General features: G+C 43.6%; 10 protein-coding genes. 6 read left to right on the plus strand and 4 right to left on the minus strand.

Features of this window, described 5'->3' with window-relative positions; genetic code table 11:
- Window positions 1-309 precede the first annotated feature (309 nt).
- On the plus strand, window positions 310-597 hold the full coding sequence (locus F6K37_RS16415; RefSeq protein ID WP_008181143.1) for a 2Fe-2S iron-sulfur cluster-binding protein: 288 nt from the start codon (window positions 310-312) through the stop codon (window positions 595-597).
- Between the two features lie 142 nt (window positions 598-739).
- Here F6K37_RS16415 and F6K37_RS16420 read toward each other — a convergent pair whose 3' ends face one another.
- On the minus strand, window positions 740-1495 hold the full coding sequence (locus tag F6K37_RS16420; RefSeq protein ID WP_143764197.1) for a hypothetical protein: 756 nt from the start codon (window positions 1493-1495) through the stop codon (window positions 740-742).
- A 647-nt stretch (window positions 1496-2142) separates the two neighbouring features.
- Between F6K37_RS16420 and F6K37_RS16425 the strand changes: the two genes are divergently transcribed.
- A complete protein-coding gene (locus F6K37_RS16425) occupies window positions 2143-3777 on the plus strand; it encodes a porin family protein (protein ID WP_131826959.1) in 1635 nt (544 codons plus the stop codon).
- Window positions 3778-4002: 225 nt separating this feature from the next.
- Window positions 4003-6354 carry a tetratricopeptide repeat protein gene (locus F6K37_RS16430; RefSeq protein WP_008181137.1) on the plus strand — a complete coding sequence of 784 codons (2352 nt, stop codon included), beginning with the start codon at window positions 4003-4005 and terminating at the stop codon, window positions 6352-6354.
- A gap of 225 nt (window positions 6355-6579) precedes the next feature.
- On the opposite strand, the gene F6K37_RS16435 is transcribed toward F6K37_RS16430, so the two are convergent.
- Window positions 6580-8202, minus strand: a complete 1623-nt coding sequence (locus F6K37_RS16435) for a cation:proton antiporter (protein ID WP_287251216.1) — start codon at window positions 8200-8202, stop codon at window positions 6580-6582.
- A gap of 96 nt (window positions 8203-8298) precedes the next feature.
- Between F6K37_RS16435 and F6K37_RS16440 the strand changes: the two genes are divergently transcribed.
- Window positions 8299-9540, plus strand: coding sequence for a tetratricopeptide repeat protein (locus F6K37_RS16440; RefSeq protein ID WP_008181133.1), 1242 nt, complete (start codon window positions 8299-8301; stop codon window positions 9538-9540).
- Between the two features lie 119 nt (window positions 9541-9659).
- On the opposite strand, the gene F6K37_RS16445 is transcribed toward F6K37_RS16440, so the two are convergent.
- Window positions 9660-10637, minus strand: a complete 978-nt coding sequence (locus F6K37_RS16445; protein WP_008181130.1) for a metal ABC transporter solute-binding protein, Zn/Mn family — start codon at window positions 10635-10637, stop codon at window positions 9660-9662.
- Window positions 10638-11039: 402 nt separating this feature from the next.
- On the opposite strand from F6K37_RS16445, the gene F6K37_RS16450 reads away from it, so the two are divergent.
- On the plus strand, window positions 11040-11858 hold the full coding sequence (locus tag F6K37_RS16450) for a metal ABC transporter ATP-binding protein (RefSeq protein ID WP_008181125.1): 819 nt from the start codon (window positions 11040-11042) through the stop codon (window positions 11856-11858).
- A gap of 152 nt (window positions 11859-12010) precedes the next feature.
- On the plus strand, window positions 12011-12898 hold the full coding sequence (locus F6K37_RS16455) for a metal ABC transporter permease (protein ID WP_008181123.1): 888 nt from the start codon (window positions 12011-12013) through the stop codon (window positions 12896-12898).
- Between the two features lie 162 nt (window positions 12899-13060).
- On the opposite strand, the gene F6K37_RS16460 is transcribed toward F6K37_RS16455, so the two are convergent.
- The gene (locus F6K37_RS16460; RefSeq protein ID WP_502887751.1) at window positions 13061-15016 is read right to left on the minus strand and encodes a lectin-like protein; all 1956 of its coding nucleotides are present in this window, start codon (window positions 15014-15016) and stop codon (window positions 13061-13063) included.
- Between the last annotated feature and the right edge of the window lie 14 nt (window positions 15017-15030).

Consider the following 15030-nt stretch of genomic DNA (forward strand, 5'->3'; position numbering starts at 1 on the left):
AGTTAATCCAGAATATTTGCCAGAATTTCCAGGCAATCCCATAGTTGTTGGCTATGCACCTTGCGTTGCTTAATAATGGAATGATTTTAAGAGTTTTTAGGTGCGCTTGACCTTGGCGAATTAAATTCGCCACGGGTCGCACCTGTGGAATGGGCATCTTGGTGGAACTGGCATCTTGCCAGTTTCAATATATTTTCCGGCGGGCAGGATGCCCACTCTACTCCTATTCATTCGAAGATTCAGCAACGCCCAAACTTGTGCCAGCTCCTGCTCCAGTAATGTTATAAATGAAAGACCCAAATTGTTGCTATGGTGAGTATTCACGTTGAAGACGATCAAAAAACCCTTGAGGTCGAACCTAACCAAAACCTAGCTGACATCTGCGATGAGCATCCCATTTCCCTTCTTTTTGGTTGTCGGGAAGCATCCTGTGGAACCTGTCTAATGGAGGTAGTCAGGGGCATTGAAAACCTGACACCTATCACAGCTGATGAGCAGGATTTGCTTGATGTGTTAGCTCCAGACAATCCTCACGCACGTCTAGCTTGCCAGTGTGTTGTGATGGGCGATATTAGTATCAGTACTCTCAAGGGGTGAGGGGATGAACAGATGAGGGGATAAACAGGTGAGGAAAATTCCCTTTCCACACTATCTTTTGTCCAAGCACAAGAACGGAGGGATGGAGTGATCACCCCATCACTCCATCACTCCATCACTCCATCACTCCTTAAACCAGATATCATTGTAAAAACTCAGGAGTTGAAAGGGGAGCATCGATTCGACGTTGACTAGGCTTGTCAAGCTTATAAATAATCGGTGGTTCTGGTAGCAGCAGATACCGCTTGCCCCAGCCATCATTAATATCCTCAGGTCTAGGTTCAGGTGGTTTGGTCTGACCGGTGGGTAAGGCAACGGACAGAATTTGACGTGCCTGGACATACCGTTGACCATCCGATGTATTGTTGATCAGGCTGCTTGCTAGGGTTATTCGCTGCTTCTTTAAGTCCTCTTCTAGTTCCCAGAGGGACTCTTTGGGGGCGAGGGTGGCTACAAAGGTTACTTCCTCTGCTGGTTTTAGTGATAACCCAAGTTTGGACTGATCCATTTGCCAGACTTCTTGAAACTGACCGTCTGGTGCAATTTGCCATAGTTTCAAGTCGGTCTGCCATCTTCCCTTCTTTACATCGACATTTTGATAAGCCAGAATTGAATAGATAAAATTTGCGTCTCTGTTGAAAGAGAGCTGTTGATTAGGGTGCAAATAGCGAATCGCTGCTACCGTGATGGGAATTTCCTCGGGAAGATTCGTGGTTCCTGCTACGGTGTAGATCCCCGGACGGTCTGATTTGGTCACCCTAAGCTGAAAAATTGCTTTGGAAGATTGACCGAGTAATCGATTAGTTAATTGCCGTCCTGGTAATGGAAGCTGGGTGCATCCATTACTTAAAAGTAAGAGTATAAAGATGCTAAATACCCCTTTTAACAAATGGGTCATATTTTGTTTGACTATTTTTTTTGTACAAATAAAAATAAAGGTTTTGTGCATAGTCGATAGTTGCATAAAATTGTGATTAAATTAAAGTTTAACAAATCAAAATTTATTTTGGTAATTTTTGGGGATGATTAATGTTAATGCTTGGCCTGGTTAATTTTTATTCATTTATATTTTTTTGTTAGGGTTTTAGCCAGCTATTTATATTATTTATATGATGAATATTTTCATTGATTTAAATATCCCCTAAAAATCATATTTTTTTTTGTTGTATGAATTTGAAAGTGACATTAAGTATAGTAGCATTGGTATTCAATAACATTCAGAAGTTACCAAACCTTATGATATCGGATTAAACCTAAGACTTTGAAAAAACTAATCAAGCTTACTTAATTATATGATATAATTAGCCCCAATTTTAAAAAAAACGGAGCAGCTTTTCTCGGCTGGTAAAACATTTACGGCGGTTTGCATAACTATCAGGTACACAGGATTGTTTTCTCTCTTCCCTCTTCCCTCTTTCCTGCTCCCAGCTCCCAGCTCCGAAGCTCCCTAAAAACCCAGAACTTTGTACCTAACTGAATTGCAAACCGCTGTATTGGCCATAAATGTTAACTAAGCACAATTATATTTCATTGATTGTGGTGCTCATGAGAGACATAAATCAAATCCCTATTGCTATTGATACTAATAATCAACCAAGCATGAGCGCCTCAAAGCGTTCCGTTGAGCTAAGTTACTTATTATCCATTGGCTCGACTTCCCCCTTAGCCAAATGGGGTTTTATAGCCCCGATCACCCTATCACTCTTGTTAGGTGTTGCTAGTCTGAAAACAGAACCAGCCCATGCTTATTTTTCGGGGCTATGTCCTAGTCTTCCGGATCAAATTGTTTCGGAAAAACCTCTTAGCCCTAAGAGCGAAACGTCGAAACCATCACAGCATAACGTCTGGAGCAATACAGACCAAGACCGGCTGGACAGGTTCAACTCTAGCAATTTGTCTGAAAAGTCCCAGGAGGACTGGTCTGTTAAGGATTCATGCAGGAGGATGAGGGCTAGGTTTCAAGCAAACCCTAACAGCCAATACTACTCGGTTAGCAGCGGACAAGGAATTGGTTGTGGCTACACAAACGAAAGCTGCCTGAGGTACTTTGATAGGACTGTAGGTTTATCCAAGCAATATGACCCTAAGAGCTTCCACCCCAGTGAAGATGATTGGGTATCGATTGAGCCTAAGAAGCTGGCACAAACTAACTTTGAGGAAGCACCAGAGCGTCCATTAATTCCAGAGATTGAGCCTAAGGATGATAACCCTTTAGCTCCGACCCTAAACGTACAAGGTGCCTTTCTGAATCAGGTAGACACATCAGCGAGACTACGGCTGCAAGGAACTTATCCCCTTTCTCCCCATGCTTTGTTTGGTGCCACAGTTGACCTCACCACTGGGGATGGCTTTTCCGACACCGAAGAAACGGGATTAAGTCTCAATGAACTTTACTTTACCACTTCTGTGCCTAGCTATTCTAATCTGCGCTTTGTAGTTGGTCTAATGGATTTGACATCTTATTTTGACCGCAATAGCTTTGCTAAAGATAGTACGACCCATTTCTTTAACCCGGTGTTTCAGACGAATCCTGCTCTGGCAGCAGCAGGTATAGCGTCCCGTCCGGGGGTGCTGCTCAACTGGAATTTAACCGACAACCTGGAAGTAAGAGCTGCGGGCTTTTCTTCAGACCGAGACCTGGATGATTTTGCCTTTGATGGGTTTTCTTCAGAGCTAGCTTTCCGGGTAGGTACAGCAATCATTCGGGGGACTTACCTATCGGCTCGGGATGCTCAGAAAGATGGATTCCAGGAAATTTTTTCTTTGAACCGAGGGGATAACGAGTTTGGTCCGAAGTCCTCTGACCGCGAAGAAGCTTACGGGATTAATGGAGAACTATATATTCCTGCTCTCAAGATGGGACTGTTTGGGCGCTATGGTTGGTACGAAAATCTTGATTTAGATGAAAGCGGGGATACCTACAGTGTGGGTCTGAACCTCTTAGATTTGTTTATGGATGATGACCGACTAGGGCTTGGCTATGGTCGGCAATTGTCTAATGATGACTTGCGCCGGGACGAAGGTAATAAAGTACCAGATGTTTGGGAATTGTTCTATGACGTGCGTGTTTCACCTAATGTGCGTGCAGGTGTGACTTTGCAAGGACGAGATCAGTTTTCAGATACAATTCTTGGTGTTCGAGTCAGGGCTGATTTTGATGTGAGTGATCTCTGGGATTGAGTGCTGAGTGCGTCAGTGCGTCAGTGCGTCAGTGCGTCAGTGCGTCAGTGCGTCAGTGCTGAGTAATGGGTTTTTAAAGCTACTCGCTCATAGAATTACTCAGATAGATAGAACATAGACACTGATTCATCCTTGATAGTTCATCCTTGATAGTTCATCCTTGATAGTTTATCCTTCATCCTTGATAGTTCATACTTCATTCTTCATACTTCATGCTTTTGACCAATGAATAACGATTCTCTTGGCAAAAAAAATTTCCACTGGCAGCGTTGGTGGGTCTTTTTGATGGTTTTTGGGTTAGCAGGAGTATTAATCTTCAGCCCAGTTGAATCGGTGGTACCAGCGCTCCAAGCACAAGTTACTTCTGCAGTACGCCGAGGTTACTCTCTGTTAAAGAAAGGATGGGTGGATAATGCGATCGCAACCTTTGAACAAGCTCTAAAAGGCTCTCCCCAATCGAAGGAAGGGAGGTTAGGTCTAGCGATAGCGTATCAGCGAGCAGGGCGAGATGCAGATGCTTGGGCTGCTTATCAACAAGTCCTAGCCATCGACCCAAACAATAAAGAGGCTCTGGAAGCGGTAGGAGAATTGGGAGGTTATCGTCCTGAATGGCAGCCGGATGGGATTGAAGCCCTAACGACTTTATTAAACCTAAGTCCTAATGATACTGCTGCTCTTGCTCAGCGGGCTTTACTGCTGGGCTACCAAGGTCGTTTTCCGGAAGCCCTAGCTGATTATCAAATTGTGCTGGAGAGCAATCCTACACCAGAAATCATTCTTGGTGCTGCTCAAATCTATACCTATAGTGGTGACTATCAGCAAGGGCTGGAGCTATTTGATCGTTACCAAGCTAGCGGTAAGCCAATTCCGGGAAATGCAGCGGGAGCCTATGCTCTGGCTCTACGAGAAACTGGCAATCCTGCTCAGGCGGTAGAGGTACTGGAAGCCCAGCTCAATCAATTTTCCCAATTCTATGGCAATGATAGCTATCTACGGGCTGATTTAGCTAAAGCTTATCAAGCCTCTGGGCAACTCACAGAAGCTTTGTCTGTCCTAGAACCGTTGCGAGGGAGGGATGAAGCGGCTTTACCCTTAGCCCGGGCCCTTTCAGAAATTGGTCGTCGTGAGGGTCGCTCTGACCTAACCGAAGACGCGGTTACTCTCTACCGTCAGGTACTGGCCTCAACATCAAAGCCATCTTCTGCTTTAGTCAGGGAAGTGGCTGATGTGATGAGTGAGGTACCAACCCAGTGGGCATCAGCTCTAGAGCTTTATCAGCAGTTGACCGAGGAGCAGTCGAATAACCAAAGCTTGTTGGTGAAGTCGAATAACCAAAGCTTGTTGGTGAAGCAGATTATTCTAGAAGGTAAATTGGGTCAGTTATCCCGAACTCAACGGCGACAGCGGCTGCTTGAGATAACCCAAACCCTACCGAGTGAAGCAGCTCAGCAGCGAGATTTAGCCCAAGCTTTGTTGCGTCTAGACCCTCCTGATCCAGAACTGCTGAGTGTTTACCAAGATTTGCTGGCTACAGGGGTAGATGTACCGTTTTTGCATTTCCGTGTTGCTCAGATTTTGATAAAGCAGAATCGACTAGCCCAGGCAATAAGTGCGATTGATAGTTACAGGGCAACCTCTACTGGTGAATCGGACCAGAGTACGGAATTATTGCTAGCAGAGATTGACCGTCGCCAGGGAAATCTCGATGCCACTATCCAGCGGTATCAGAGAATTATTCAGAGTAACCCAAATAATAATTTGTTCTATGGTGCTTTGCGGGGGTTAGCGGGAATCCACATTGCCCAAGGTGATCCACAGAAAGCTCTGGTTATCTATGACCAGCTGCTATCTCGCGATCGCAATGATTTATTAGCCCAGCTGGGGCGCAGTAGTTTAGCATATCAAACTAAACGTATTGACCAAGAGGAAGCGGAAGGGGTACTCAATCAATGGCTACAGACTCAGCCTTCTATTGATCCACCGCCGGAATTGTTGAGTTTGGTGGGTGTTTTGCCTGCTGACCCAGAACGAGAAACCCTGTACATTACTCTACTAGAGGTCTCACCAGATAATGCTCCTGTACAATTGCGACGGCTACAGGTTTTAGCACAGCGAGACCCTAAGTTAGCTAAAGCTGAAATAGCTGAGTGGATTGCCGGTAATCCTGATAATATCGATGCCTACTTTGTGCAGGGAGAATTGGCTATGGGATTGAGGGATTTGCGATTAGCTAGCAATGCTTACGAAGAAATTTTAGAACGGGAGCCTGATCAAATTGGTGCCTTACTAGCGTTGGCAGGGATTAGCTTTACTCAACAGCACTATGCTAAGGCAACGGGGTTTTATAAACAGATACTAGAACTGGAGCCCAAGAATTTATCGGCTCGCCAAAACTTGGCTGAATTAAGTGTTGCCCAAGATTTTCCGTTTACAGCCCTCCAACGGTTTGAAGGACTCAACTCGGAAGAGAAAGAGTCTACAGGGACAGCTAATCCTAAGCTCGATAATCGCATCCTGCGGCTGGAGGTTGATATTCTGAAACGACGAGGTTTTCAGCCTTATTGGGAGCGGTACTAATGTAAGTATTCAGCAGTCAGCCGTCAGGGCTCAGCTTATTTTATTCAAAATCACCGATTGCGCTACGCGCATTAGCTGATAGCTGATAGCTTAAGTACTAATACCCTGTCAATTTAGTTTTTATGGTTAGGGCAAGATGTTAGATTTTAGGTGTTAGATTTTAGGTGTTAAGTTTTAGTAATTAAAGCTTAGCACCTGATAGCGTTTCGATCACTACAATACTTGTTATTTGCTAGGATAAGTTACTTTTGTTCGTTCCAATTCTTCAACCAAAATTACTGGAATTGGACTGGTTTCTAACACTGCCTGAGATACGGAACCGACCAGCACTTGCTGCCAGGGTTGATGTCCCCGTTTTCCCATCACAATATCTGTTACTTGATGCTCTTGGGCTATGCGAACAATTTCTTCGGGAATCGAACCGGTTACGGTAATAAACTGATGCCGAATATCCAAGAGCAAGCGTTTGGTTTGGTTCTGTAACTGCTTGACTTCTGGCTGATTTGATGTTGTGATCACATGTAAAACAATAACTTCCCCATTACTTCGTCTTGCTAAATCTGCTACTTTAGTTAATACGTGGGTGGCTAAATTAGAGGTATCGACAGCGGCTAGTAGCAGAGTATGAGAGGCAACGGTTACTTTGGTGGGGTCTACAGGGTCTTGGGATAAGAGTTTAGGGGCAAAGGTGGGAATTGCCCAAGCCCCTAGAGGTGCAGTAATCAAAATTGAGAGGGCTGCGATCGCTAAAATTGTCTGACCTCCTTCTAGCCCTTGACTCAAGGGAATACCACCAATGGCTGCTTGTACTGTGGCTTTTGCGGAGTTTCCGGGTAACAAAAACAGTTTCTCTCGCCAAGTCCAATTACTCCCCAATGTGGAGAGATACCACCCGACCATCCTACCGATACATAAGCCAATGGCGAGGATTAAAATGCCAGGTAACAGGGTTGTTTCTAATACCCGCAGTTGGATACTAGCTCCCATCAAGACAAATAGAATAATCTCTGCTACTACCCACAGATGGTTAAATTCCACTCGCAAGCGTCGTGCTAAGGGAGGGTCTAATTGTATTAGGAAAAATCCCATTGCCATGGTAGCTAAATAGCCAGAAAAGTATGGCAGACTTTTAGCTAACACTACTAATAATAAGGCAATTGCTGCGGTAATTAAGGTATCTTGGACGATAGTCTCGGTCCAATTTTGTTTGGTTAATAGGAAAATAATTAACTGAGCAGCGATATATCCAATTAAGACACCAAGGGCGACCTGGATTAGAACTTGCAGGGGCAGGAATTGGATAGCATTACTGTTGATCGTTCCTTGTGCCAAGAAATTCACCATCAAACTAAAGAGTAGCAATACTAGGACATCGGATAAGGCACTCCCAGTTAGAATCACATCCGGTATCCCTTTAGCTACGCCCCAGCCTAAACTTTTGAGTCGCAGCATTCCTGGCACAATCACGGCGGGGGATTCTGCTCCGACTACACAACCTAGGAGTAATCCAGTGGGAAAATCGAAATTAAACAGTATTATCGCAGCAACAGCTACTGCGATCGCTTCGGTGATGGCGGGCAAAAAGCCTAACCTTAGCGCAACAGTTCCTTGCTCCAGGAGTTTCTCGAGATCCAATCCCAGTCCTGCCCGCATTAAAATGACCATAACTGCGAAGGTGCGTAGGTCATCAGCAATAACTAGGACTTGTGGTGCGATCGCATCCCCCACTTCTGGTCCGATCACGATACCCACCACAATCATGCCAATCAAAGGAGGTGCTCCCAAGCGACGGGCAAGTTGACCCCCAAAAAAGCCCATCAATAAGATCCAAATTGTACTGCCTAGCATCCGAAATGTTCGTGCTCGTATATAAAATGTAATTACTTGTCGCTCAATTATAAAAACACAGTTGATTCGGATTGGCAACACTTGATATGAGTTGTTATGAAAATCAAGCCTAACCTTGCTATTACTTTGGCTACTTTACTGCTATCAGTTGAGGGGGCAATTGCTCAACCTAATTCATCATTTCCTAACGCTACACCACCAACTCCACTACTGTCGAACCAAGAACGGGAGGAAGTGGAAAGGTTAATTAATGATCATCTAGAGAAAAGTTACACAATTCGCAATCATATCCAATCGGAAGTTCATCGAACCTTTGACTGGACGATTAACCTGCTCAACCTTTTAATTACAGTACTAATCGCCATCCCTATTGTTACTAGTCTGGCAGTGCTCTTGCTACGTCGTAGCATCATCAACCAATTAGTGTCTGAGACGCAAAAGCAATTCCAAGAAGAAGCTGAACAAAAAATAAAAGAGCAAATTGATGCTGAAGTCACTACGGAATTAAAACGACAAGTTGAAGCTTTTAAGCAGGAGCTGGAAACGCTGAAATCTGATTTTGTTTCTCAACTCCAGCATCTAGTTGTGGCTGCTCAACATGAGAAAGAGCAGATTTTTAACGAAATTTCTCGAATTACTCCGTCGATTATCCAAGAAGAATTTGTTGCTCCAGAAGTCCAACAAAAACTGGAAGAGCTAACTAAACAGCTGGAGTCGTTAAAGTCTGCTAATCCCCAGCTATACTTAACAGTTGATGACTATATCAATCAAGGACACGCTCTGTGGATTGAAAATCGCTATCAAGATGCGATCGCATCCTATGAAAAAGCGCTTCAGCTCCAGCCAGATTCCGATGTGGCTTGGTCAGGAAAAGGCCAAGCCCTGCAGAGATTAAAGCGATATGAGGAATCCCTCGCTGCCCATGCCGAGGCGATTAAAATTAATCCGAACAACTTTAGGAGTTGGTTTGGACAAGGTTATACTCTCAGATACATGGAACAGTATGAAGAAGCACTGATTTCCTATGATCAGGTGATTCAGCTCAACCCAGATTTTCATCATGCTTGGAACCATAGAGCCTATGCCTTGATCAAACTTGGTCGCTATCAAGAAGCCTGGGACAGTTTGGAAAGAGTACGGCAGCTAAAATCAAATTCATCTAATCTTTACTACAATGAAGCTTGTTATTATGTTTTAAACGGTGAGATTGACTCAGCAATTGCCAGTTTAGAACAAGCGATGAGTTTGAATGATAGACTTAAGTCTATCATTAATATTGATGCGGATTTTGACATGATTAAAGACGAGCAACGGTTCCAAAACCTAATTAATCCATAGATCTGACCATTGTATTTATCTCTTCGTCTACCTTTGCTGGCATCTAGAGAGCAGGTAGCTAAATGATTAAAAACTCAAACAAGTCTCTGGCAATTAGTCAAGTACATTAGTCAAGTACATTACTCAACTGGATTAAACGTTTGATAGTTCCCTCCTAAGCCTTCAACAACTGTGTGAGTATTAGTGATTAACATTTTGATGTAAGTATCAGCTTCACTACCCGGTACACCTAAGGAATCAGAGTATAATTCTTCTGGCGCTAATTTCACCCCAGCTTCCTGAGCCACAGTCTTGATCAAAGCTGGGTTAATCGTGGTTTCCGCAAAAATCACTGGAACCCCAATTTTTTTGATAGCGTCTGCCAAACCCTTGACAGTCTGAGCACTGGGTTTTTCCTCAGTATTCATGCCAATTAAGGTTCCAGCCACTGGTATGCCATAGGCACGAGCATAATATTGAAAAGCATCATGAGTTGTGACTAGGTAGCGGTGCTTCTGAGGAATAGTTTGAATCTGCTGGATAATCCAAGCATCAAGCGTTTTCAATTCAGCAGTTAGCTGTGCTGCATTCTTGGTAAATTCTTCCTTGTCCTCCGGTGAGAGTTCAATCAACTGATCCCGAATGGCATTCACCATTGCGATCGCATTTTTAGCATCCCCCCAAACATGAGGATCCGGTTCCGTCTTGCCTTCGTGTTCAAAATTCAAGGGTGACACCACTTCCGCAACTGCAAAGGTCTTGACCTTAACCCCAGCAGACTTAATCAGCTTAATCAGTGCTGGTTCCAGATTGTAGCCATTGTATAAAATCAGATTAGCTTGTTCCAACGCTATAGTATCGGCTGGGACTGGCTCATAGACATGGGGATCTGCTCCCGGTTTTAGGATACCCGTCAGTTCAATTTCATCTGCTCCTACTTGTTTCGTCCAGTGGGTAATGATAGTGCTAGTGGTAACTACATTCGGCTTATCATCGCCATCAATACCACTCTGCTTTGTTCCGGTGGTATCACACCCACTTATCCAGACTCCTAAAATGATTACTACTGTCAGCCACCATTGGCGCTTTCTACTGTAGGACTTAGTAATTACTCTCATCGGCTTAATCGTTATCTTTTGATCAGAACTTACGCACCAATACCGGGCGTTGCTGATTCTGGGTATGATTCCGCCCCCCTAGCCCCCCAATTCTGGGGGGAACAAAACTCTGAAAGTCCCCCCCGGTGCGCTTTCCAATGGGCGAGTAAATCGCCCTTGGGTCGCACCGCAAAGTTGGGGGATTTAGGGGGCTTGACCAAAACCAGACGATCGCGCATTCATACTTCAATTCAGCAACGCCCAATACCGCACTACCTCGCTGCATCGCTATCAATCAAAGGCTGAAATCGGTGTAATTTTGCTAAGAAACTAGGTTTGCAGCATAAGTCTTATCATATTCTTTTCATATTTCATGGTAAACTATTTTCATATTTGTTTAATTTTTTGTTTCCGGAACCCTCTATGCCAGATGCTGCCTCGGTTCATCACCTTGCTTCTCCCAAGAGGAAACACCAAGCTGGATATAGCAATCTGTCCCAGACAGGAACCATTACCCTGAGGCAACTGGGTGTACACTACCGCCTAGTAGAAGCACTCAGGGATATCAACTGTGAGATCAAACCAGGACGATTAACTGGAATTATTGGTCCGAATGGTGCTGGGAAAAGTACTTTGATCAAAGCCATGCTGGGGTTAGTTCCCACTGCCACAGGCAAAGCTATGTATCAGGGAAAACCGTTGATAGAACAGTTAGAAAAGGTGGCTTATATGCCACAGCGGACGCAAATTGACTGGACTTATCCCGCTACTGTCTGGGATGTTGTGCTAATGGGTAGAGTCCGGAAAACAGGATGGTTTCGTCGCTTTTCCACGGTATCCCGGCGGATTGCAGCGGATGCCATCGAACAAGTTGCCATGGGGGATTACCGCAATCGTCCCATTGGACAGCTATCGGGAGGACAGCAGCAGCGCGTTTTTCTCGCTAAAGCATTAGCTGAACAAGCAGATATATTATGTTTTGATGAACCGATGGCTGGTATTGACAAAAAAACTGAAGCTGTAATTTTTACTATCCTCCATCAACTCGCCGATGCCGGAAAAATTGTGCTGGTAGTTCACCATGATTTGGGAGAAGCGATCACTCATTTTGATGATTTGATTTTGTTGAATCGGGAGTTAATTGCTAGTGGCTCTAGGCAAGAGGTATTGAGTGCAGCTAATATGCAACAGGCTTATGGTGGTCAAGTCGTTTTTTGGTTAGATCCAGTTGCTGTAAAGTGAAATAAGGCAAAAGGCAAAAGGCAAAAGGCAAAAGCTGATTTATGATAGCACAAAAAAATCCTTCCATCCCTGTTTCCTACTGTTCCCTATTCCCTGTTCCCTGTTCCCTTTTTATCTCAATCTTATGTTTACATTTAACCTAAAAATGCTATATGTTAGAGGTTTTAATTGAGCCGTTGCACTATGGGTTTATGCAGCGATCGCTAATTACTGCGGTGTTAGTGGGCATCGTTTGTGCCGCAGTTGGTAGCTACCTAATGGTACAGCGACTTGCGTTACTCGGAGATGCTATCAGTCATTCTGTACTACCGGGATTAGCGATCGCATTTATGATCGGTGCTGACATTTTTGTGGGAGCCTTTATTGCTGGGGTGGTTAGCACTGTGGTGATTACTTGGATCCGGACGCGATCGCAAATTAAAGAAGATGCCGCCATGGGGATTGTGTTTTCCGCTTTCTTTGCCCTAGGCATCACTTTAATTACGGTGATGCAGAAAGATAACAAAATTGACCTCAATCACTTCCTATTCGGCAATATTCTGAGTGTCACCAATGAAGAAGTCATCAATACAGCCATTATCACCGCGATTGTACTATCAATCATTCTCCTGCTGTACAAAGAATTAATGTATTATACCTTTGATCCCTTAGGGGCAAAAGCAGCAGGTTTACCAACTAACTTGCTGAACTTTGGTCTGATGATCTTGATTGCCTTGACCATTGTCGCTAGCCTCAAAGGAGTTGGAGTGATCTTGGTGCTAGCGATGTTAATCACACCAGGAGCAACAGCTTACTTATTAGTCCATCGGTTGCACCAGATGATGATTTTGGGTTCAGCCCTTGGGGTAGTAGCTAGTATTACTGGTATGTACCTGAGTTATTTTTTTAATCTGCCTTCTGGACCAGCAATTGTTTTAGTAGCTTTTGGTTTATTTATGCTGGCATTTTTGTTTAGTCCCAGTCAGGGAGTTTTAACTCATCCGAATACTCAGTTAGGACAATCACAAATTTGGCAAGAAATTAAGCGGTTGTGGCGTTGATATAGCATTTTTAGTTCAGTTGTGAACATAGTCTACCTTGAGAAATGCAAAAGGCAAGAGGCAATAGGCAATAGGCAATAGGCAATAGGCAATAGGCTAGAGAATATAAAACCATTATCCTCTCTAGCTTAACACCAAATTTATGGAGATGTCTAATGTATCCTATACAATCAGGATATCAGTATTCGTTAAGGCAGTTTTGTTAGAGAAATTCGCAACTTGTACAGCACCTAGTGTACCTGAACCGTCAGCATCGAATGATAGTAATCCTGATGAACGATCATAGATGAATCTGTCATTTGTATCTAAGGCGGCAGCACCTAAAACAAATTGACCCACATCTAAAATTCCTTGAACAAGACCACTGCCGAAGCCACTAGCCGAAATTTGTAGTTTATCCCCCTGCTGACTGACAAAGTCGCTAATGTAATCTATCCCTTCAGTAGGGATATTCAAGACAAACTTATCTGCACCAGCACCTCCAGAGAGGACATCATTTCCAGTACCCCCATTTAAAAGGTCATCACCGGCACCACCATAGATACGATCATTGCCAGCACCACCATACAAACTATCATTCCCTGCAATTTCTTGTATAACTGACGGTAATTCGATTATACCATGTAAATAAACTTTATTAGGATAATTTTGGGCACCAACCCAAAACCAGGTTTGCTCCCAGTTTTGATTAAACCAACTCACCAAAACTGCATAATCTTCATCATCAGTGTAATTGTTAGGTTCACCGAATGCCCAGTTACGATAGGTTGAAGTTTCACCACTAATCCATTGCCATTGACCTTCAGTAGTATGATCTGTCAAGCCTATCCAAAACAATTGATTAGCTTCAAATCGATTAGCTTCAACATTAAATCCATCGTAATTAAATCCAAAGGTGGTGTTTAGCCAGTTTTGTTCCACTTCATCGTTAATTGTAACTAAGTTACCACCAAGGCGTTGAGCTTCTGCTTGGGTATTGAACCAGGTGCCCGGTTGGCTCAACAAATAAGAGTGTCCATTTCTGGTGACGAGATAGTCGCCGTAAACAATATCATTACCATCACCACCATTGACGGTATCATGACCTCGACCACCCCAAATATTGTTACTGGCACTGTTGCCTTGAATAACATTATTGAGATTGTTACCGTAGCCATTGATAGGATTTGTCCCATCGAGCTCTAGATTTTCCAAATTATCGCCAAGGTGATAGGTAATGGAGGTGTAAACTTTATCAATACCTTGACCTGCATATTCAACTATGGTATCACCCATACTATCAACATCAAGAACATATTGATCATCACCAAAACCTCCCTTCATGCGATCTCTACCGCTTTCACCCTTTAACAAGTCATTACCAAAACCACCATAGAGGTTATCATTACCATAAGACCCATACAACTGGTCATCACCACCACCACCATAGATACGGTCATTGCCTGCACCACCATTTAAAATATCACTTTCACCTATTTCTGGTGATACTGAAGGAATTTCAATAATACCTCGCAAATGTTGGTTGGGATAATTTTGAAGGTCATTCCAACCCTGATTGCCCCAACCCATCACTGCATAATCTTCACCATCGGGAATTGAGGAACTACGATAATCGTTAGGTTCACCGGGAAACCAGTTACGATAGGTTGAGGTTTCACCACTAACCCATTGCCATTGACCTTCTATAGTACGATCGCTCAGACCGATCCAAAACACTTCATTAGTTCCAAAGGTTGTGTTTAGCCAGCTTTGTTCCGTGGCGTTGTTAATCGTAACTAAGTTACCACCAAGGCGTTGAGCTTCTGCTTGGGTAGAGAGCCAAGTTCCTGGTAGGCTAAATAGATATTGTCCAGTGCTGGCAATGATATAATCACCGTAAATAATATCATCACCATCACCACCATTGACAGTATCTAGGCCAAGACCACCCCAAATATTGTTATTACCACTGTTGCCATTAATGACATTATTTAAATTGTTACCATAACCATTGATAGAATTTGTACCTGTCAGGTTTAGGTATTCTAAATGAGCACTAAGACCATAAGTCGTTGAAGCGTAAACTATGTCAATACCTTGGTTAGCATATTCAAATACGTGATCACCTATACTGTTGATAGTTCAGGTGATCA

The sequence above is a fragment of the Moorena sp. SIO4E2 genome, from assembly GCF_010671945.1.
Lineage (GTDB): Bacteria > Cyanobacteriota > Cyanobacteriia > Cyanobacteriales > Coleofasciculaceae > Moorena > Moorena producens.

Coding starts and splice junctions, on each gene's coding strand:
- F6K37_RS16415 (WP_008181143.1), top strand. CDS start 310: ATGGTGAGTATTCACGTTGAAGACGATCAAAAAACCCTTGAGGTCGAA.
- F6K37_RS16420 (WP_143764197.1), bottom strand. CDS start 1,495: ATGACCCATTTGTTAAAAGGGGTATTTAGCATCTTTATACTCTTACTT.
- F6K37_RS16425 (WP_131826959.1), top strand. CDS start 2,143: ATGAGAGACATAAATCAAATCCCTATTGCTATTGATACTAATAATCAA.
- F6K37_RS16430 (WP_008181137.1), top strand. CDS start 4,003: ATGAATAACGATTCTCTTGGCAAAAAAAATTTCCACTGGCAGCGTTGG.
- F6K37_RS16435 (WP_287251216.1), bottom strand. CDS start 8,202: ATGCTAGGCAGTACAATTTGGATCTTATTGATGGGCTTTTTTGGGGGT.
- F6K37_RS16440 (WP_008181133.1), top strand. CDS start 8,299: ATGAAAATCAAGCCTAACCTTGCTATTACTTTGGCTACTTTACTGCTA.
- F6K37_RS16445 (WP_008181130.1), bottom strand. CDS start 10,637: ATGAGAGTAATTACTAAGTCCTACAGTAGAAAGCGCCAATGGTGGCTG.
- F6K37_RS16450 (WP_008181125.1), top strand. CDS start 11,040: ATGCCAGATGCTGCCTCGGTTCATCACCTTGCTTCTCCCAAGAGGAAA.
- F6K37_RS16455 (WP_008181123.1), top strand. CDS start 12,011: ATGTTAGAGGTTTTAATTGAGCCGTTGCACTATGGGTTTATGCAGCGA.